The 19470-nt window shown below is 72.4% G+C and carries 15 protein-coding genes; 3 read left to right on the forward strand and 12 right to left on the reverse strand.

Annotated elements, in window-relative coordinates; translation table 11 throughout:
• Nucleotides 1-66: 66 nt before the first annotated feature.
• From RUR_RS04575 to mraZ, 12 genes are all read right to left on the reverse strand, one after another.
• Complete coding sequence (locus tag RUR_RS04575; protein WP_283133579.1) at nt 67-732, reverse strand: cell division protein FtsQ/DivIB; 666 nt, start codon at nt 730-732, stop codon at nt 67-69.
• Nucleotides 729-2132, reverse strand: coding sequence for a UDP-N-acetylmuramate--L-alanine ligase (gene murC, locus RUR_RS04580; RefSeq protein ID WP_283133580.1), 1404 nt, complete (start codon nt 2130-2132; stop codon nt 729-731). The genes RUR_RS04575 and murC overlap by 4 nt, the downstream gene beginning before the upstream one ends.
• The gene (gene murG / locus RUR_RS04585; protein WP_283133581.1) at nt 2129-3217 is read right to left on the reverse strand and encodes an undecaprenyldiphospho-muramoylpentapeptide beta-N-acetylglucosaminyltransferase; all 1089 of its coding nucleotides are present in this window, start codon (nt 3215-3217) and stop codon (nt 2129-2131) included. The genes murC and murG overlap by 4 nt, the downstream gene beginning before the upstream one ends.
• A complete protein-coding gene (gene ftsW, locus RUR_RS04590; protein ID WP_283133582.1) occupies nt 3214-4587 on the reverse strand; it encodes a putative lipid II flippase FtsW in 1374 nt (457 codons plus the stop codon). Before ftsW ends, murG begins: the two co-directional genes overlap by 4 nt.
• Nucleotides 4584-5978: a UDP-N-acetylmuramoyl-L-alanine--D-glutamate ligase gene (gene murD, locus RUR_RS04595; RefSeq protein ID WP_283133583.1), complete on the reverse strand. Its 1395-nt coding sequence runs from the start codon at nt 5976-5978 to the stop codon at nt 4584-4586. Before murD ends, ftsW begins: the two co-directional genes overlap by 4 nt.
• Nucleotides 5960-7018 carry a phospho-N-acetylmuramoyl-pentapeptide-transferase gene (gene mraY / locus RUR_RS04600; RefSeq protein ID WP_283133584.1) on the reverse strand — a complete coding sequence of 353 codons (1059 nt, stop codon included), beginning with the start codon at nt 7016-7018 and terminating at the stop codon, nt 5960-5962. The genes murD and mraY overlap by 19 nt, the downstream gene beginning before the upstream one ends.
• A complete protein-coding gene (locus tag RUR_RS04605; protein WP_283133585.1) occupies nt 7015-8403 on the reverse strand; it encodes a UDP-N-acetylmuramoyl-tripeptide--D-alanyl-D-alanine ligase in 1389 nt (462 codons plus the stop codon). Before RUR_RS04605 ends, mraY begins: the two co-directional genes overlap by 4 nt.
• Complete coding sequence (locus RUR_RS04610; protein ID WP_428846967.1) at nt 8400-9947, reverse strand: UDP-N-acetylmuramoyl-L-alanyl-D-glutamate--2,6-diaminopimelate ligase; 1548 nt, start codon at nt 9945-9947, stop codon at nt 8400-8402. The genes RUR_RS04605 and RUR_RS04610 overlap by 4 nt, the downstream gene beginning before the upstream one ends.
• 22 nt (nt 9948-9969) lie before the next feature.
• A complete protein-coding gene (locus tag RUR_RS04615) occupies nt 9970-11655 on the reverse strand; it encodes a peptidoglycan D,D-transpeptidase FtsI family protein (RefSeq protein ID WP_487250712.1) in 1686 nt (561 codons plus the stop codon).
• Nucleotides 11656-11964: 309 nt separating this feature from the next.
• Nucleotides 11965-12573, reverse strand: coding sequence for a cell division protein FtsL (gene ftsL, locus RUR_RS04620; RefSeq protein ID WP_283133587.1), 609 nt, complete (start codon nt 12571-12573; stop codon nt 11965-11967).
• Between the two features lie 106 nt (nt 12574-12679).
• A complete protein-coding gene (rsmH, locus tag RUR_RS04625) occupies nt 12680-13663 on the reverse strand; it encodes a 16S rRNA (cytosine(1402)-N(4))-methyltransferase RsmH (RefSeq protein ID WP_283133588.1) in 984 nt (327 codons plus the stop codon).
• A gap of 197 nt (nt 13664-13860) precedes the next feature.
• Nucleotides 13861-14292: a division/cell wall cluster transcriptional repressor MraZ gene (gene mraZ / locus RUR_RS04630; protein ID WP_283133589.1), complete on the reverse strand. Its 432-nt coding sequence runs from the start codon at nt 14290-14292 to the stop codon at nt 13861-13863.
• Nucleotides 14293-14931: 639 nt separating this feature from the next.
• Between mraZ and RUR_RS04635 the strand changes: the two genes are divergently transcribed.
• Genes RUR_RS04635 through RUR_RS04645 form a run of 3 tightly spaced genes read left to right on the forward strand, consistent with a single transcriptional unit; the run spans nt 14932 to nt 19444 of the window.
• On the forward strand, nt 14932-15828 hold the full coding sequence (locus RUR_RS04635) for an AAA family ATPase (protein WP_283134013.1): 897 nt from the start codon (nt 14932-14934) through the stop codon (nt 15826-15828).
• The gene (locus tag RUR_RS04640; protein ID WP_283133590.1) at nt 15825-17078 is read left to right on the forward strand and encodes a DUF58 domain-containing protein; all 1254 of its coding nucleotides are present in this window, start codon (nt 15825-15827) and stop codon (nt 17076-17078) included. The genes RUR_RS04635 and RUR_RS04640 overlap by 4 nt, the downstream gene beginning before the upstream one ends.
• Nucleotides 17075-19444, forward strand: coding sequence for a transglutaminase TgpA family protein (locus tag RUR_RS04645; protein ID WP_283133591.1), 2370 nt, complete (start codon nt 17075-17077; stop codon nt 19442-19444). The genes RUR_RS04640 and RUR_RS04645 overlap by 4 nt, the downstream gene beginning before the upstream one ends.
• The last annotated feature ends 26 nt before the right edge of the window (nt 19445-19470 follow it).

Consider the following 19470-nt stretch of genomic DNA (forward strand, 5'->3'; position numbering starts at 1 on the left):
TAACCTCGCACAATGCGACCCGGCGTGTCGCGTCCTGTCTGATTTGCGTCTCGTCCCGCGAGCGGCTCATTTGACACTCACCGCCCCCGGAGAGCTTACGTTATAGATCGTCCCGCGGAGCCGTAACAACGCCGAGAGAGCCTTCAGCTTCTCCGCGGCCCGTTCGGGTCCGCCCCAGATCACCGACCTGCCGTCGGTGAACCGCAGGGTCACCCCCTCCGGGGTCGGCGCCTCCAGCGCGGAGAGCCGGCGGACGATCTCGTCCGGGAGCGTGTTCAGCACGGTCAGCGCGGACTTGGTGGCGGGGTCGTCCGGACCGATGCGGGCGACGTTCAGCCGGGGCAGCCGCCGCTCCGGGGAGGTGGCGGTGATCTCGACCGCCACACCGTGCCGGTCGATCTGCACGAACCTGCCCGCGATCTCGGCCATGACCAGCGGAACCCGCTCCTTGATGCTGATCCGGAGGGTTCCGGGCCACTCGCGGACGATCTCCGCCGTCTCCACCTGCTTGATCGATTTCACCTTGCGCTCCAGGTCGTCGAGGTCCAGGCGGAGCATGGGGAAGCCCAGCGGAACCCCCGCCGAGGCGACCACCTGGCTCTCCGGCAGCCGATCCCGACCGACCACCTCTATCCTGGCCACCCCCACCACATCGGAGACGAGCAGCACCCAGGCCGCGCCGCCGAGCAGCGCCGCCGCCGCCAGGCCGGAAACCGCGGCCTTCCAGTTCATCCGCGCTCTTCGAGCAGGACCACGATCTTGGGGCCGAGCTCGGTGACGTCCCCCGCCCCCATCGTCAGCACGATGTCGCCCGGGCGCGCCCGGGCCGCCACCAGGCGGGGCACCTCGGTCGTCGCCGGAGCGTAGACCACCCGGCCGTGCGGCACCCGCTCGGCGATCAGCGCCCCCGAGACCCCGGGCTCGGGATCCTCGCGGGCGCCGTACACGTCCAGCACGATCGCCTCGTCGGCGAGGCCGAGCGCGGCGCCGAACTCGGCGGCGAAGAACCGGGTGCGGCTGTAGAGGTGGGGCTGGAAGACCGCGATGACCCGGCCCGTCCCCGCGCCGTCCCCCACCGCCACGTCCCGCGCCGCCCGCAGGTCGGCCGCGAGCTCGGTGGGGTGGTGCGCGTAGCTGTCGAAGACCGAGACGCCCCCGGCGCAGCCCTTGAGCTCGAAGCGGCGCTTGGCGCCGGTGAACGCGGCGAGCCCGCTCGCCACCGCCTCGAAGCCGAACCCCAGGGCGAGGGCCGTCGCGACGACCGCGGTCGCGTTGACCGCGTTGTGCCGCCCCGGCACCGAGAGCCTCAGCGTGCCGTGCCCCTCGACCGTGAAGGTTACCCCGAACCCGTTGGGGACGATCCCGGTCACCCGGTAGTCGGCTCCGGCGGACTCCCCGTAGGTGATCACGGTCAGGCCCTTGGCCCGGGCCGGGGCGATCAGCGCGGCGGCACCCGGGTCGTCGGCGCAGACCACCAAGGTCGCGGAGACCCGGTCGACGAACCGGGCGAAGCTGTCGTGGACCGCCTGGGGCTCCCCGTAGTTGTCGAGATGGTCGGCCTCGACGTTGGTGACGATCGCGATCTCCGGAGTGAGCATGAGAAAGGAGCCGTCGCTCTCGTCCGCCTCCGCGACGAAGACGTCCCCGGTGCCCTCGTCCGCCCCCAGCCCGGTGGTGACCAGCTGCCCGCCCACCACGTAGGACGGGTCGACCCCGCACTTTTGCAGGGCCACGGTGAGCATCGAGGTGGTGGTGGTCTTGCCGTGGGTGCCCGCGACGGCGATCCCGCGCCGGCCCTCCATGAGGGCGGCGAGCGCGGCGGCCCGGTGCAGCACCCGCAGCCCCTGCCGGAGCGCCTCGCCGAGTTCGGGGTTGGAGTCCCGGATGGCGGTCGAGACGATGACCGTGTCCACGTTCCTGATGTGGGAGACGGCGTGCCCCACCTCGACCCTGGCGCCCATCGAGCGCAGGTCCGCGAGGATCTGCGAGCCCCGGGAGTCGCTCCCCGAGACGGGCACGCCCCGCTTGATCAGGATGCGGGCGATCCCCGACATCCCGGCCCCGCCGATTCCGATGAAGTGCACCCGCCCCAGCTCGTCCGCCGATCGGGTCGCCCCCCGCCCCGAATTCATCCGCGCCTGCTCCTCACGATCGACAGCACCTTGCGGGCGAGCACGACGTCGGCGTCGCGACGGCCCATGCGCAGGGCCGCGTCCGACATCGCGGCGACCCTGTCCAGGTCCGAGAGGAGGGGCAGGAGACTGGCGATGATCCACTCCGGGGTGAGGTCGGCGTCGTCGACCATTAGGCCGCCGCCCGCCGCGACGATCGGCTGCGCGTTGAGCCGCTGCTCGCCGTTGCCGTGGGGCAGCGGCACGTACGCCGCAGGCAGCCCGACCGCGGTGAGCTCGGCGCAGGTCATCGCGCCGCTCCGGCAGAGCGCGAAGTCGGCCGCGGCGTAGGCCAGGTCCATCCGGTCCACGTACGGGAGGACGACGTACTGCGGGTCGCCCTCGGGCGGCTCGTTGTCCACCGTGTTCTTGGGCCCGATGACGTGCAGGACCTGGATCCCGGCCCGGCGCAGGTGGGGGGCGGCGTCGACCATCGCCTGGTTGAGGGTGCGCGCGCCCTGGGAGCCGCCGAAGACCAGCAGGGTGGGCCGGTCGGACTCCAGCCCGAAGTAGGACCGGGCCTTGTCCCCGAGGGAGAACCGGTCCATCGAGACGATCTGCTCCCGGAGCGGGATGCCGATGTACTCGGCGCGCGGCAGGGCCGCGTCGGGGTGACCGGTGAAGACGTGCTCGGTGAGCCGGGCGCCGAGCCGGTTGGCCAGGCCGGCCCGCGGGTTGGCCTCGTGCACCACCAGCGGGACGTCCCGGCGCCGGGCCGCGAGGTAGGCGGGGGTGGCCACGTAGCCGCCGAAGCCCACGAGCACGTCGGCCCGGACCCGGTCCAGGACGTGGGAGGCCGCGTTGATGGCGCTGGCCAGCCGGCCCGGGACGGTCAGCAGGCGCGGGGTGATCGCCCGGGGCAGCGGCACCGCGGGGATCAGCGCCAGCTCGTAACCCCGGCCGGGGACGAGGCGGCTCTCCAGGCCGCGCTCGGTGCCGAGGCAGGTGATGCCGATGTTTGGGTCCTCCCGGCGCAGAGCGTCGGCGAGGGCCAGCGCCGGTTCGATATGGCCGGCGGTGCCGCCACCGGCGAGGACCACTCTCATCTCGGTCCCTTCGCGTTCGCAGATCTCGGGTCTTGAGGAGCCCCGGGAATCCGTGGTTTCCCGGTTCTCACGCCAAGCCAGCTTAGAGCCCGAGCCAGCGGTCCGGGTCCACGAGCGTCAAGAGCGGCCTGCGCCCCGGGCTCGCGCTTGGCGAACGACAGCAGCATGCCGAGTGCGGCGAGCGTGGGCAAGAGCGCCGACCCGCCGTAGGAGACGAGGGGGAGCGGGATTCCGGTGATCGGGAGGAGGCCGATGACGGCACCGATGTTCACGATGGCCTGGCCGGTGATCCACGCGGTGGCCGCGGCGGCGGCGAGACGGACGAAGGTGTCGTCGGCCCGGGCCGCGATCCGCAGCCCGGCGTAGCCGAGCAGGCCGTAGAGCCCGACGACGACCAGGGTGCCGAGCAGCCCGAGTTCCTCGCCGAGGATGGAGAAGATGAAGTCGGTCTCCGCGTGCGGCACGTAGTTCCACTTCGCCCGGCTCGCGCCGAGCCCCCGGCCGAACCACTTGCCCGAGCCCATCGCCATCAGCCCCTGGACCAGCTGGAAGCCGTCGGAGGAGGCGTACTTCCACGGATCCTGCCACCCCTGGATCCGACTCAGGCGGAACGGCTCAAGGATGATCATGATGACGGTGGCGGAGCCTGCGACGCCCACCATTCCGCCGAACAGCCGCATCGGCGCGCCGACCACCCAGAGCAAGGCGAGGAAGATGAGCAGAAGCATGATCGTCGAACCGAGGTCGCGGCCCACCATCACCAGGATGGCCATGAGCACCACACCCGGCATCAACGGGATGAGCAGGTGCCGCCACTCCTTGAGGGTGCCCTGCCGTTCCTTGCGCGCCAGCAGGTCCGCGCCCCACAGCAGCAGCGCCAGCTTGGCCGGCTCGGACGGCTGGAAGTTGAGCGGCCCGAGGTAGATCCAGCGCTGGGCGCCGAACTCCTCGCTGCCGATGAACAGCACCAGGGTAAGCCCGATGATCGCCATGGCCATCAGCGGGTAGGCCGCCAGGCGGAAGAAGCGGGGCGAGGCCCGGGCGCAGAACCACATCACCGGCAGGGCGACGGACACCGAGATCGCCTGCCGCCCGAAGAGCTCGAACGGCGTGCCCCAGGTCTGCTGGGCGTGCACGCTGGAGGCGGAGAGGACCATCATCAGCCCGAGCGCGAGCAGCAGGCTGCCGCAGCCGATCACCAGATAGTAGGAGGTGAGCGGACGGCCGAGCAGCTCCCGTACCGCCGCCAGTTGCCCGCCGAGCGCCTCGGCGGGGTTCGCGAGGCGCGTCGCGGACGCGGGCGAGGCCTTGGGCCGTGCGGCGGTCTTGGCGGTGGCGGCGGTCTTCCCGGACCCGTCCCCCGCCCTCATGGAAGCCGGCGGACGGCCGCGGCGAAGGCTTCCCCCCGGGCTTTGTAGTCGGTGAACATGTCGAGCGACGCCGCCGCGGGGGCGAGCAGGACTGTGTCGCCGGGGGCGGCGAGCCGTACGGCCTCGGTCACGACGCGATCCATGACAGAAGTGTCGGTCTCGGCGAGCTCGATCACGGGGACATCGGGCGCGTGTCGCGCGAGAGACTCATGAATTTTTGCCCGGTCCGTACCGATCAGCACCGCGGCCCGGAGCCGGGGAGCGGCCCGGCGGACGACGTCGTCCAGGTCGGACCCGCCGCCGCGGATGAGGCCGCCCGCGATCCACACGATCGAGGGGTAGGCCGCCAGGGAGGCCGCGGCGGCGTGCGGGTTGGTCGCCTTGGAGTCGTCCACCCAGTCCAGCCCCGCGGCCCGGCCGACCGCGGCCATCCGATGCGGGTCGGGGACGAACCCCCGCAACCCAAGCGCGATCGCGTCGGGGGGAACCCCGAAGGATCGCGCCAGCGCCCCCGCGGCCAGCGCGTTGGCGACGTTGTGCGGGGCGAGCGGGCGGATGTCGGCGAAGGTGGCGATCTCCGTGCCGTTCTCCGCCGGGTTCTCCACATAGGCACGGTCGACGAGGAGGTCTTCCACGATCCCGAACTGCCCGGGCCGGGGCACCGCGAGGGTGCAGCCGACCACCTGGGCGCCGCTCCCCCGGTAGGGCTCGGCGAGGCGGCTCGACCACGTGTCGTCGGCGTTGTGGACCACATGCCCGGCCCGCTCGAAGACCCGCGCCTTGGCCTCCGCGTACGCCTCGACGGAGCCGTGCCAGTCGACGTGGTCGGGGGCGAGGTTGAGGACGGCCGACGCGTGCGGCGCGAGCGTGGCGGACCAGTGCAGCTGGAAGCTGGAGAGCTCGACGGCGAGCACGTCGTGATCCCCGTGGACGGCCTCGACGATCGGGGTGCCCACGTTGCCCACGGCGAGAGCCCGGTGCCCGGCGGCCGTCAGCATGGCGGCGAGCATCCGCACGGCCGTGGTCTTGCCGTTGGTGCCGGTGACGCAGAGCCAGGGCGCGGCCTTCTCCGGCCGGAGCCGCCAGGCCAGCTCCACCTCGCCGATCACCGGGATCTCCCCGCGCAGCAGCGGGCTCGCCGGGGACCACCCGGGCGAGGTGACGATCAGCTCGGTGCCGGGCGGCGCGGTCTCCACGTCGCCGAAGCGCACCCGTACCCCGAGGCGGGCGAGCTCGCCCGCCCGCTCCCGCTCGGCCTCGCCCCGCCGGGACTCCACCACGGTCACCTCGGCGCCGGCCTCGGCCAGGACCCGGGCCGCGGCCGTACCCGACACCCCGAGCCCCGCGACGCAGATCCGGGAGCCGTTCACGTTCACGGTTTGGGCATCCATTCGACGTAGAAGATTCCGAGACCGAGCGCGATGCACATCGCCGCGATCAGCCAGAAGCGCACCACGATCGTGGTCTCCGCCCATCCGGAGAGCTCGAAGTGATGTTGGAGGGGGGCCATCTTGAATACCCGGCGGCCCGTCATCTTGAACGAGCCCACCTGGATCATCACCGAGAGGGTGATGATGACGAAGAGCCCGCCGAGGACGATCAGGAGGAGCTGGGTCCGGGTGGTGATGGCGAGCCCGGCCAGGACGCCGCCGATGGCGAGGGAGCCGGTGTCCCCCATGAAGATCTTCGCGGGCGGGGCGTTCCACCACAGGAAGCCGAAACAGGCGCCGAGGACCGCCGCGGCGACCACCGCCAGGTCGAGGGGGTCGCGGACCCAGTAGCAGTTGTCGCCGAGACCGTCGGGGGCGCACCCGTTGCGGAGCTGCCAGTTGCCCACCAGGACGTAGGCGCCCAGCGTCATGCAGGCGGCCCCGCTGGCCAGGCCGTCGAGTCCGTCGGTGAGGTTGACGGCGTTGGAGAAGCCCGCGATGAACAGCAGGGTCCAGACGATGAAGAGCGGGAGGCCGATGGGGAGGAAGTCGCGGAGGAAGGAGATCGAGGCGATGGCCGGGGTGGTGCCGTACCCGTTGGGGAACCTGACCACCAGGACCGCGAAGATCACACCGATGATCACCTGGCCGGTGAACTTGGCCCCGCTGCGCAGGCCCAGGCTCCGCCGTTTGTAGATCTTGATGAAGTCGTCCAGGAACCCGACCAGCCCGAGGCCGGTCATCAGGAACAGGACCAGCAGCGCCGAGACGGTCGGCGGGGTCCAGGTGGCCAGGTGGGCGACCGCGTACCCGATCAGCGCCCCGACGATGATGACGGTGCCGCCCATCGTGGGGGTACCGCGTTTCTCGTGGTGCCCCGACGGGCCCTCGTCCCGGATGTTCTGGCCGTAGCCCCGCCGGGAGAAGAGCCGGATCGCGAGCGGTGTGCAGAGCAGGGCGATGAAGAGCGCCACCGCCCCGGCGACGAGGATATCCCTCATCGGTCGCCTCCCGTGAGCGCCTCGGCGACCCGTTCCAGCCCCATCGCGCGGGGGCCCTTCACCAGCACGGCGTCGCCCTCGCGCAACCGGGGGGCGAGCTCGGCGACCGCCGACTCCACATCGGGGACGTGGATCGCCGGAATCCCCCGGGCGCCGCGCAGCACCGGCTCGGCGTTCGCGCCGACCACCACCAGCCCGGCCAGGCCGTGCCGTACCGCGAGCCGCCCGACGCCCTCGTTCAGCTCCGGACCGTGGTCGCCGAGCTCGCTGAGGGCGGCGACCACGGCGAACCTCCTGCGTCCCGCGGAGAGGGCCTCCAGGGCCTCGAACGCGGCGCGCATCGAGTCGGGGTTGGCGTTGTAGGCGTCGTTCACCACGACCACCCCGTCGGGGCGCTCGCGCACCTCCATCCGCCACCGGCTCTCCGGCTCGGCCTCGGAGAGCACCTCGGCGATGGTCGCCAGCGGCATCCCGAGCTCGTAGGCGGCCGCCGCGGCGGCGAGCGCGTTGCCCACCGCGTGCGGGCCGTACAGGCGCAGCCGCACCTGGGCGGAGCCGGAGGGGGTCGCCAGGGTGAAGGAGGCCCGGGCCCGGTCGTCGATCGTCACCTGCTCGGCCCGGATCGCCGCGTCCACCGCGCGGCCGAAGAGGAGGACCCGCGCCCGGGTCCGGTCGGCCATCGCGCGGACCAGCGGGTCGTCGGCGTTGAGGATCGCCGTGCCCGTGGCGGGCAGCGCCTCGACCAGCTCCCCCTTGGCCTGGGCGATCGCCTCCTTCCCGCCGAAGATCCCCAGGTGCGCGGTCCCCACGTTGAGCACGATCCCGACGGACGGGGGCGCGATCCGGGTGAGGTGGGCGATGTGCCCGGTCTCGCGGGCGCTCAGCTCCAGCACGAGGAAGCGGGTGCCGGCCTCGGCCCGGAGCACGGTCAGCGGGTGGCCGATCTCGTTGTTGAACGACCCCGGCGGCGACACCGTGTCCCCCATGCGCCTGGTCAGCCGCGCGATCAGGTCCTTGGTCGAGGTCTTGCCGGCGGAGCCGGTCACCCCCAGCACGGTGGTCCGGGGCAGCTCACGGGCGACCGCGGTCGCCAGGTCGGCGAGCGCCCGCACCACGTCGCCGACGATCACCGTGGGGATCGCCTCGGCCCCCTCGCACTCCAGGGGCCGCGAGGCGAGTACGGCCGCCGCGCCGACCCGGTACGCCTGCTCGGCGAAGTCGTGACCGTCGACCCTGGCGCCCTTGATCGCCGCGAACAGCGTCCCCGGGGCCGCCTCACGGGAGTCGATCACAACCGGTCCGGTCACCGTCGCGTGCGGGTCCGCCGTACCGGCGAGCGCGCCCGAAGTGATCTCGACGATCCGGCCCAGCGTCAGCGGGATCACTGATTCTCCCCGTTCTCCTCGATATGGCGGCGGATCGCCTCCCGGACGACCTGCCGGTCGTCGAAGGGGAGCACCTCCCCTTGGACGTACTGCCCGCGCTCATGTCCCTTTCCTGCCACCACCAGGACGTCCCCCGGCCTCGCCCGGCCGACCGCCAGAGCGATCGCCTCGGCCCGATCCGGCTCGACGACCACGTGCCCCCGATCGGCCTGCTGCACCTTCAGCACCCCCTCCATCATGGCGGCGAGAATGTGCAGCGGATCCTCGGTTCTGGGATTGTCGCTGGTGAGAATGGCGATGTCCGCCAACCGCACCGCGGTCTCCCCCATCAACGGGCGCTTTCCCCGGTCCCGGTCGCCGCCACAGCCGAGAACGATGATCAACCGCCCGGCCGTGACCGTGCGCAGGGCCCGGAGCACCGAATCCACCGCGCCCGGCTTATGGGAGTAGTCGACGATCGCGTGGAACGCCTGTCCCTCGTCCACCCGTTCCATGCGGCCGGGGACACCGGCCAGCGTACCCACACCGTGGACCGCGCTCTGCAGGGTGATGCCGGATTCCACCAGGGCGACGATCGCGCCGAGTGCGTTGGCCACGTTGAACGGGCCGGGCAGCCGGACCGTCGCGTCCGCCTCGACGCCCCCCGGCCCCACGACCCGGAAGGCACCCCCGTCCGCGTCGATCCGCACGTCCTCGGCCCGCCAGTCCGCGTCCGCGGCGCCCAGGGCGGAGAACGTCGTGACCGGGATGCGGGACAGGGCGACGAGGTCCCGTCCGTGCACGTCGTCAACGTTGACCACGCCGACCCGGGCCCGCTCGGGACGGAACAGCCTCGCCTTGGTCTCGAAGTACTCCTGCAGGTCCCGGTGGAAGTCCAGGTGATCCTGGGAGAGGTTGGTGAACATCGCGACGTCGAAGTGGACCCCGTCCACCCGGCCCATGGCGAGGGCGTGGCTGGACACCTCCATCGCGGCCGCGGTCACCCCTTCCTCCCGCATCAGGGCGAACAACGCGTGCAGGTCGGTCGCCTCGGGTGTGGTGAGCCCGCTGTCGAGCCGCCGGTCGCCCACCCTGATCTCCACCCCGCCGACCAGGCCGGTGGTGTGCCCGGCGGCCCGGAGTCCGGCCTCCAGCAGGAAGGTGGTGGTGGACTTGCCGCTGGTCCCGGTCACCCCGATCAGCACCAGGCCGTCGGCCGGGTCGCCGTGGATCCACGCGGCCACCCGGCCGAGGACCGACCGGGGATCGGGCGTCGTCAGCACCGGCAGCCCGGTGGCGGCCGCCATGTCGGCGCCGGCGGGATCGGTGAGGATCGCCGCGGCGCCGGCGTTCAGGGCGTCGCGGGAGAACTCCGCGCCGTGCGCGGTGTTGCCGGGCAGCGCGACGTAGAGATCCCCGGGCTGGACCCGGCGGGAGTCGATGGTGATCCCGGTGATCTCGCCGCGTGGTGACTCCGGCAGGCCGAGCAGACCGGCGAGACCGGCGAGCGGCCGGACCGGCGGCGTCGAAGGCCGGAGTGTCGTCGAAGGCGTTGGGGGCTGCACGGCGAGAGCGTACCCGTACTCGTCACCCGTCGGCGCGAATGCGCACCTGTGGCGGCGTGGTGCCGGTGGGTGGAACCTTGCGGGACTTCAACGCGAACGACATCACCCGCTTGAACACCGGGGCCGCGATGTCGCCGCCGTAGTATCCGTTGCTCGGCGCCTGCAGCACCACCAAGGCCACCACGCTGGGCCGGTCCGCCGGCGCGAAGCCGACGAAGGTCGCCGTGTAGCCGCAGTAGCCCCGGCACTCGGAGTCCCACCGCTGCGCCGTACCGGTCTTGCCGGCCACCCGGTACCCGGGAACCTGGGCCCGGGCCCCGGTTCCCTGGGTGGTGGCCGCCTCCAGCATGAGGGAGAGCTCCCGCGCCGTGCGCTCGCTCACCACCCGGACCCCCTCGGGCCGCTCCGCCGCGACGAACTCGCCGTTCTCCCCGGTGGTCCCGGCCACCAGGTTCGGCGTCAGCCGTACCCCGCCGTTGGCGATGGTCTGGTAGACGCTCGCCATCTGCAACGCGGTCACCGCGACGCCCTGGCCGTAGGAGACCGTGCACCGCTGGCTGCCCGACCAGGTCTGGGGCGCGGGCAGGAGCCCGTCGGCCTCGCCGGGGTAGCCGACGCCGGTCCGGTCGCCGAAGCCGAAGGCGCGCAGGAACCGGTGGAGTCCCTCGCTGCCCACCTGGTTGGCGGCCATGACCGTGCCGACGTTGCTGGAGGTGGCGAGCACCCCGGAGAAGGTGAGGTTCTCCGGCTTGTGCGCGTGGGCGTCCTTGAGCACCCGGTCCGCGCACCTGATCCTGTCCCTGACGCGCATCACGCTGTCCGGACGCGCGACCCCGGTCTCCAGCGCCGCCGCCGCGGTGATGACCTTGTTGGTGCTGCCCGGCTCGAAGACGTCGGTCACGGCCCGGCTGGTCCGGTCGGCCTCCGGCGCCTCCTCCCACGCCTCCAGGTCGAGTTCGGGGGCGTTGGCGACCGCCAGCAGGTCGGCGCTCCGCACGTCCATGACGACGATGCTGCCGCTCTTGGCCCCGGTCCGCTTCACCTGGTCGGCGAGCGCCTCCTGGGCGGCCCACTGGATGTCCCCGTCGATGGTCAGCCGGAGGTCCTTGCCGGGGACCGGGGCCTCGCGGGCGCTGCGGGTCAACGGGATCCTCTCGCCGAGCTGCCCGGCCTCGACGGTCTGCTTCCCGTCCTTGCCGGCGAGGACGTCGTTCCACTGGAGCTCCAGCCCCGAGGCGCCCTTGCCGGCGGCGTTGACGAAGCCCACCAGCCCGCCCGCGAGGTCACCCGCCGGGTAGAGCCGCCGATAGTGCGGCTTGACGCGCACCCCGACCCACTTCTTGGCGGCGATCTGGGCGCCCACGGCGGGGTCCACGTTTCTGGCGATCACCTGGTACTGGGTGGTCGTCTTCTTCAGCTTGGCGAGGATCTCCTCGGGCGAACGCTGCAGCGTCTGCGCGAGGAACCTCGCCACCTCGTCGGCCCCCGGCTTGGTGCTCTTGGCCACCTCCTTGGGGTCGACGTACACCTCCCGGGCGTCGGAGGTCAGGGCGAGCGGATTGCCCTTGACGTCGGTGATCATGCCCCGCCGCGCCTTCAGGGTCTCCAGCCGCTCCCGGTACTCCAGCCCCCGGGCCTCCAGCGTCTTGGAGTCCAGCCCCTGAATCTGGATCAGGCGGCCGGCGAAGAGCGACAGGACGAACGCCATGACGAGCAGCGCGACCCGGATCCGCCGTACCGGATCGCCCAGCCGGACCTCGGCGAACCGTCGTTTCCTGGGCCGTGGCGGGGTACGGGCGGCCGCGGGCCGCCGCGGCTGCGGCGGCGGGGTGCCCTTCGTCGGGGTGGCCGGCGCGCGCGGTGGCTGCTGCGGCCGGGGCCGCCCCACCGGGGTGGGACGTCCCGAACCCCGTGCGGGCCGGACGGTGGGACCGGCGGTGGGCCGCCGGGGCCCGGGCGGCCTGCCGCGCCCCGGGCCGGGACCGCGGCCCCCCGACTCTTCCACGCTGCTCCCTCGCTACGGCCGGCCGGACTTGGGCAGCACGGCGCCGGACCCGGCGTCCAGGAACTCCGGCCGATCGCCGCCGTCGCGCATGCCCTGCCTGCGGGCGCTCTCGGCCAGCCGGTTCGCCGACCTGGCCCGGGCGATGTCCTCCAGCGCCTTGCGGGTCTGCTGCTGGACCTGGGCCGTGCTGGTGGTGAGCTGCGTGAGCCGGAAGGAGTCCTGGGTGAGCACCACGTTCAGCAGCAGCAGGCTCATCAGCCCGCCGCCGAGCAGGACGACCACGAGCAGGACGAACGGCGCCCGGCCGGGCCTGCGCCGGCCGACCGGCCGGCGGGCCGTACCCGCCGGGGCCGTTCCCCCGGGGGCCCGCGCCGGCGCGGGCCGCGGGGCGACCACCGGGCGGGGCGAGGACGCGGGACGCGGTCGCCGGGGTGCGGTGACCGGGGCCTCGGCCGCTTTGACCGGGGCCTTCGCCGGTGCACGCCGGGGGGCCGGTACGGGCTTGGCCGTGGCGGACCCCGCCGGAACGGCCGATTCGGCCGCCTTGGCCCGGCGGCGGACCGCCTCCGCCGGCGCGGCGCCGTCCACCTTGCGCACGGTCCGCGGCGCCTGCGTGGACACAGGCGCCGAAGAGGACAGCCTGGAGGGCACCGGTGTGGCCCGTGGCCGCCTTACCCGCTGGTCACTGCTCATCTCTGCGCTCCCGCTCCGCCTGACTCACCGACATTCACTTCGTCCCTCCCGGCTCACCGGCCCGGTCCCCGATCCGCTCGGCGGCCCGCAACCGGGCCGACGCCGCTCGGGGATTGCGAGCCAGCTCCTCCTCGCCGGGTGTCTCCGCGCCTCTGGTCAGCAGCCGGAACTCCGGCAGGTGACCGGGGAGCGGGACGGGCAGCCCGGGTGGGCTGGTGTCCTTGGTCCGTGCTGTGAGGACCTGCTTGGCCATCCGGTCCTCCAGGGAGTGGTAGGCGAGCACGAGGACCCGCCCGCCGACGGCGAGCGCGTCCAGGCAGGCGGGGAGCGCGCTCTCCAGCGCGGTCAGCTCCCCGTTCACCTCGATGCGCAACGCCTGAAACGTTCTCTTGGCGGGGTTTCCGCCGCTGCGGCGGGTCGCCGCGGGGATGGCCTCGCGGACCAGGTCGGCGAGGCGTTTGGTCGAGGTGATCGGCTCCCGCTCGCGCTCCCTGGCGACGAACGCGGCGATCCGGGCCGCGAACCGCTCCTCGCCGTACACGCGCAGGACGCGCGCCAGCTCGCCGGGTGGGTAGGTGTTGACCACGATCTCGGCGGTGAGCTCCTGCCCCGGGTCCATCCGCATGTCCAGGGGCGCGTCGTAGGAGTAGGCGAACCCCCGGCCGGCCTCGTCGAGCTGGGGAGAGGAGACCCCGAGGTCGAACAGGACGCCGTGCACGCGGTCGACGCCGAGGCGGCGCAGCACGTCCGGGATCTCGTCGGAGACCGCCTGGACGAGGTCGGCGCGCGCGGCGTACGGCGCCAGACGTGACGTCGAGTGCTCGATCGCGGCCGGATCCCGGTCGACGCCGATCAGGCGGAGCCGGGGATGGGCCGCCAGCAGGGCGCCCGCGTGCCCGCCGAGCCCGAGGTTGGCGTCCACGAGCACGGGGGCGTCCACATCCAGGGCGGGGGCGAAGAGCTCAAGGACACGTTCCAGCATCACCGGAACGTGCCGTTCGTCAGCGGAAACACGCATCGTCGAATCCCCCTCTCGACACCTACTCGCGGATTGGCGTCCAACTCGCCGGAAATCCGGTTTCCCCTCCAGACCGCTCAGCCAGGTCCCCATCCGCATGCCATGTGAGTCGCCGTCTGACACCGGGGAAGGTGCATCAGCCGGCCGGGTGCGGGTGGAGACCTCGCCGAACGACGTGAAACCGACGAGTGCTCTGCTCAAAGGACCCCTGGCAGCACCTCCTCAGAGAGATCGGCGAACGCCTGTTCCTGCTGCGCCAGATACTTCTCCCACGCCTGCGCGTCCCAGATCTCCAGCCGGGTGTTGGCCCCGATGACCACGCAGTCCCGGCTGAGCCCGGCATAGTCCCGCAGACCTGAAGGGATCGTGACCCGCCCCTGCTTGTCGGGGACCTCGTCGGATGCGCTGGCGAAGAAGACACGGCTGTAGTCCCGGACCGCCTTGGCGGTCACCGGCGCGGTGCGCAGAGCCTCGGTAAGGCGCTGAAACTCCTCTACGGGGAAGACGTAGAGGCAGCGCTCCTGGCCTTTGGTGATCACCAGACCCTCCGCCAGCTCCTCACGGTATTTCGCCGGCAGGAACAGCCGCCCCTTGTCGTCAAGGCGCGGCTGGTGAGTGCCGAGAAACACCGGCCCCACCTCCTGTGCCTCGTGGAGCACACCTCACGCAGCAGCCTCTTGTCCTCCACTGGCCCCCACCATACTCCACTTCTCCCCACGGTCAACTGATTCTAAGCCGCATTGGACGCCAAAATGGGTGCGTTTTCGCAGGTCACAGCAGGTGGAGCAAAGTGGAGCGCGCTCGGCGCGCCGGTGTGTCGCGGTATTCATCCACACGAGTCACCCCCCTCCCACCTGGGACAACCGTGTGTGCCCATTTCGCTACACAGCGCGAATGTGCAGGTCAGCGCCTTGATCGAAAGGCCTGTACGGAGCCGTCCGGACGGAGCGCGCGGGCGCGGGAAGACGGGTGGGGAAAAGTGGGGCGGTGAAGCCCCCTGACCTGGCCGGGTGCGCCGGGGCGCTGGCAATGCTCAGAAACTGTCCACACTAGGGATGATTATCCGGAATATTGTCCAAAGTCGCCCTGAATCCAACCGCGACGTACCGTCAAAGCTGACAATGGAGACATCCCCCCGCGGCCGGGTCGCCGGAACACGCCGTGGGAATCCGACCTTCGCACCTCCAGGAGGCCTGGTGGCAGTACCCCACGACATCGAAGACCAGCTGGAGGATCTCGCTGCCACCGCGCACCGCATCCGCAGCTCGATGGAGTCGGTGATCGAAGGCAAGCCCGACGTCGTCCGGCTGGCCGTCACCGTCCTGCTCTCCGAGGGACACCTCCTCATCGAGGACGTCCCCGGCGTCGGGAAGACGATGCTGGCCAAAGCGCTCGCCCGGTCGATCGACTGTCAGGTACGCCGGATCCAGTTCACCCCGGACCTGCTGCCCAGCGACATCACCGGAGTGAGCGCCTACAACCAGCAGCTCCGCGAGTTCGAGTTCAAGCCCGGCCCCGTCTTCGCGAGCATCGTGGTCGGCGACGAGATCAACCGGGCTTCCCCCAAGACCCAGTCCGCCCTGCTTGAGTGCATGGAGGAACAGCAGGTCACGGTGGACGGGACCACGTACCAGCTGGAATCCCCGTTCATGGTGATCGCGACGCAGAACCCCATCGAGATGGAGGGCACCTACCCGCTCCCCGAGGCGCAGCGGGACCGGTTCACCGCCAGGATCGCCATGGGCTACCCCTCCCCGGCCGCCGAGCTGGAGATGCTCGACGTGCACGGCTCCTCCTCACCCCTGGACAAGCTGGAGCCCGTCGCCACCGGCGCCCAGGTCCGCCGCCTCATCGAGGCCGTACGGGGCGTGTACATCTCCCAGGCGATCAAGAAATACGCGATCGACCTCGTCACCGCCACCCGGCACTCCCCCGACCTGCGCCTGGGCGCCTCCCCGCGCGCCACGCTGCAACTGCTCCGGGCGACCCGGGCCCACGCCGCGCTGGAGGGGCGCGACTACGTGATCCCCGACGATCTGCAGGAGCTGGCGGTGCCCGTACTGGCCCACCGTCTCCTGCCCAGCTCCGAGGCGCAGGCCGGACGGAGGGCCCCCGAACAGGTCGTGTCGGAACTGGTCCACCGCGTCCCGGTGCCGGAGAAGTGAGAGGCGCGCTGGCGGCCCTCACCACGCGGGGCCGCTCCTTCCTCGCGGCCGGGTCGGCGGCGCTCCTCTGCGCGTTCGTCCTCGGCGAGCACGACCTGCTGCGCATCGCCGTCCTCATCCTCGCCCTGCCGCTCCTGGCGATGATGGTGGTCGCCCGGACCAGATACCGCCTGTCCTGCGCCCGGCGGCTCGACCCGGCCCGGGTCGAGATCGGCGCCGAGAGCCAGGTGACCCTGCGGCTGGAGAACGTCACCAGACTCCCCACCGGACTGCTCCTCATCGAGGACCAGATCCCCTTCGCCCTCGGCAACCGGCCCCGGTTCGTGCTGGACCGGGTGGAGGCGCGGGGCGCCCGGGAGATCGTCTACCGGGTCCGCTCCGACCTGCGCGGGCGCTACCAGCTCGGCCCGCTCTCGGTGCGCATCGCGGACCCGTTCGGCCTCGTCGAACTGGTCCGCGCCTTCACCATCACCGACTCGCTGACCGTCATGCCCCGCGTCGTCGCGCTCCCCCCCGCCCGGCTCTCCGGCGAATGGACCGGTGGCGGCGAAAGCCGTACCCGCGCCGTCTCCTCCGCCGGGGACGACGACGTCGCCCCACGCGAGTACCGGCAGGGCGACGACCTGCGCCGGGTCCACTGGCGCTCCACCGCGCGGCACGGCGAACTCATGGTGCGCCGGGAGGAGCAGCAGCGGCAGAGCCGGGGCGCGCTGTTCCTCGACACCCGGCGGCAGGTCCACGGCGGCGAAGGCGCCGGCTCCTCGTTCGAGACGGCCGTCTCGGCCGCGGCCTCCATCGGCGTCCACCTCGCCAAGGACGGGCTCGGGCTCCGCTACGTCACCGACGAGGGGAGCGTCCACCTGCCGGAGCAGAGCCTGGCCTGGTCGCTCCTCGACCACCTCGCCCTGATCCGGCAGTCCGGCGGGCGCAGCCTGGACCGGGGCGTCTCCGCGCTCAAGGAGGGCGGCGGCGACGGGCTGATCGTGGCCGTGCTCGGCTCGCTGTCCGACGACGAGCTCACCGCCTTCGCCCGGCTCCGGCACGGCGGGATCACCGGGGTCGCCGTCCTGCTGGACCTGCCCACCTGGCTGGACCTCCATCCGAGCGCGGTCGGCCCGGCCGCGCAGGCGGTCGACCGGGCGGCGGAGACGCTCCGCGGCGCGGGCTGGCGGATCGTCAGGCTCGCGGCGGGTCAGTCCCTGAGCGATGCGTGGCCTGCGGTGGCCCAGCACGGAAGGATCGTCGCATGAAGCTGCCGATTGCCGCCGTCCTGGCGACCACGGCGGTCACCCTGTCGCTGTACCCCCTCATCGACGGGGCCGACTGGTTCCTCGCCGCCCTCGGCGCCGTCCTCGTGGTGATCGGGACGGCGACGCTGGCGGGGCGCCTGTCCATCCCCCCCGCCCTCGCCTCGGTCCCCGCCGCGATCGCGCTGCTGCTCTACCTCACCGTCACCCACGCGGGCGAAGAGGCGTGGGGCGGCTTCGTGCCCACCACGACGTCGCTGCTCCGGCTGGCCGAGATCGCGGCCAAGGGCTTCGACGAGATCCAGAACTATCCGGCGCCCGTCCCCGCCTCCCCCGGCGTCATCCTGCTCACCGTCGGCGGGGTGGGCGTCATCGCCCTGCTGGTGGACCTGCTGGCGATACGGCTGCGCCGGGCCGCCCTCAGCGGCCTCCCCCTGCTCGGGCTCTTCACCGTGCCCGCCGCGATCAGCACGGCCCCGATCGGCTGGCCGGTGTTCATCCTCGGCGCGGTCGGCTACGTCGTCCTGCTCGTGGTGGACGGCCGGGAGCGGGTCCGCCGGTGGGGCAAGCCGGTGCTGCTGCGCCGCAACCCCGGGTCCGCCGGACCCGACGTGACCCGTTTGGCGGTGACCGGGAAGCGCATCGGTGTGGCCGCGGTGGGCCTGGCCGTCGTGGTGCCCGCGATGCTGCCCTCCCTCACCCCCAACCCGATCTTCGCCTTCGGGGTCGGCGAGGGGCCCGGCGGCAACACGGTCACCTTCCCCAACCCCATCGCCAGCCTGCGCGGCAACCTCAACCTCCCGGTCGAGCTCACCGTGATGACGTACCAGAACAACGACTCGATCGCCAGGTACCTGCGCATCTACTCACTCGACGTCTTCGACGGCACCCAGTGGACCATGACACCGCCCCAGGGCAGGGCCGAGGACCGGATCAGCGAGGGCCCGCTCCCGCCGCCGGAGGGCCTGTCACCGGACGTCCAACGCGGCCGGATCGACTCCCGGATCCGCATCGACGAGCGGGTCAAGCAGCTCAGCTTCCTGCCGATGCCCTATCCCCCCACCGAGGTCGAGGCGGACGGGGACTGGCGGGCCGACGCGGGCACCCTCATGGTGTTCTCCACCCAGCAGGAGGCGGGCGGGCTGGGGTACCGGGTCGTCGGCCTGGACGTACGGCCCACCCGGGAGCAACTGCGGGCCGCGGGCAGGCCCTCCCCGGCGCTGGCCGAGCGGTACCTCGCCCTCCCGCCCGACCTGCCGGCGGACATCCAGGAGAAGGCCCGCGAGGTGACCGGGGCGGAGCGGACGGCGTACGACAAGGCCGTGGCCCTGCAGAACTGGTTCACCAAGCCGGGCAACTTCACCTACAGCCTGGCGACCCAGGGGCAGAGCGGCCAGGCGCTCTCCGACTTCGTGATGCGCGGCCGCACCGGGTACTGCGAGCAGTTCGCCGGGGCCATGGCGGTCATGGCGCGGGTCCTCGGCATCCCCGCACGGGTCGCCGTCGGGTACACCGGTGGCAGCTTCAACCAGGGCAACTTCGCGGTGAGCACCCGCGACACCCACGCCTGGCCCGAGCTCTACTTCGAGGGCGCGGGATGGCTGCGGTTCGAGCCGACCCCCTCCACCGGGCAGGGCACCGCGAGCACACCCGGCTACACCAGGCCGGAGGTGACCGGCGGCCCCACGAACAACCAGAGCGCGTCGTCCCAGGGCTCGACCGACCCCTCCGCGGCACCCACCCCGGGTTCGGCGGACAACCGGGAGAACCGCGATCCGGATGCGCTTAACCGCCCGGTCGGCGCTCCGGTCGCCGTGGACGAGGGTCTGGGCGCCTGGGCCTGGGCGGGGGCCGGCGTCCTCGCGACGGCGGCCGTCCTGCTGCTTCCCGCGGGCGCCCGGGTGGCGCAGCGGGCGCTCCGGCGGCGCCGGGTACGGCGTCAGGCGCCGGGCTCGCCCGCGATGGTGGTGACGGTGTGGGCCGAGCTCTCCGACACGCTCACCGATCTCGGTATCCCCCGCCTGGGGAGCGAGAGTCCGCGCTCACTGGCGCGGCGGCTGGCCGAGCGGTGTACGGGACGGTCCCCGGCGGCGGATCCCGCGGAGGCCCTGGAGCGGATCGCCCGGGCTCAGGAGCGGCTTCGCTACGCGCCCTCGCTCCCCGCGGACCTCACCGGGCAACGGCTGGACGCCGATCTGCGGACCGTGCGGTCGGCGCTGCTGGCGGCGGCGGGCAGGGCGGAGCGGTTCCGGGCGAGGTTCGCACCGCCTTCGGTCCTGCGGCGACTGCGTCGGGCGGGAACCGGGTTGCTGGACGCCTTCGACCGGTTGGAGTCGATCCGGCTGCGGCCACGCCGGGCTGAGCAATAGGGATTTTCCCGATTCTTTGCTCTTCG

The sequence above is a fragment of the Rhizohabitans arisaemae genome, assembly GCF_025996515.1.
In the GTDB taxonomy this organism is placed as follows: Bacteria; Actinomycetota; Actinomycetes; order Streptosporangiales; family Streptosporangiaceae; genus Rhizohabitans; species Rhizohabitans arisaemae.

Coding starts and splice junctions, on each gene's coding strand:
- rsmH (WP_283133588.1), bottom strand. CDS start 13,663: ATGCGTGTTTCCGCTGACGAACGGCACGTTCCGGTGATGCTGGAACGT.
- murG (WP_283133581.1), bottom strand. CDS start 3,217: ATGAGAGTGGTCCTCGCCGGTGGCGGCACCGCCGGCCATATCGAACCG.
- mraY (WP_283133584.1), bottom strand. CDS start 7,018: ATGAGGGATATCCTCGTCGCCGGGGCGGTGGCGCTCTTCATCGCCCTG.
- RUR_RS04645 (WP_283133591.1), top strand. CDS start 17,075: ATGAAGCTGCCGATTGCCGCCGTCCTGGCGACCACGGCGGTCACCCTG.
- RUR_RS04575 (WP_283133579.1), bottom strand. CDS start 732: ATGAACTGGAAGGCCGCGGTTTCCGGCCTGGCGGCGGCGGCGCTGCTC.
- RUR_RS04615 (WP_487250712.1), bottom strand. CDS start 11,655: ATGGCGTTCGTCCTGTCGCTCTTCGCCGGCCGCCTGATCCAGATTCAG.
- RUR_RS04635 (WP_283134013.1), top strand. CDS start 14,932: ATGGAGTCGGTGATCGAAGGCAAGCCCGACGTCGTCCGGCTGGCCGTC.
- murC (WP_283133580.1), bottom strand. CDS start 2,132: ATGAATTCGGGGCGGGGGGCGACCCGATCGGCGGACGAGCTGGGGCGG.
- murD (WP_283133583.1), bottom strand. CDS start 5,978: ATGGATGCCCAAACCGTGAACGTGAACGGCTCCCGGATCTGCGTCGCG.
- ftsW (WP_283133582.1), bottom strand. CDS start 4,587: ATGAGGGCGGGGGACGGGTCCGGGAAGACCGCCGCCACCGCCAAGACC.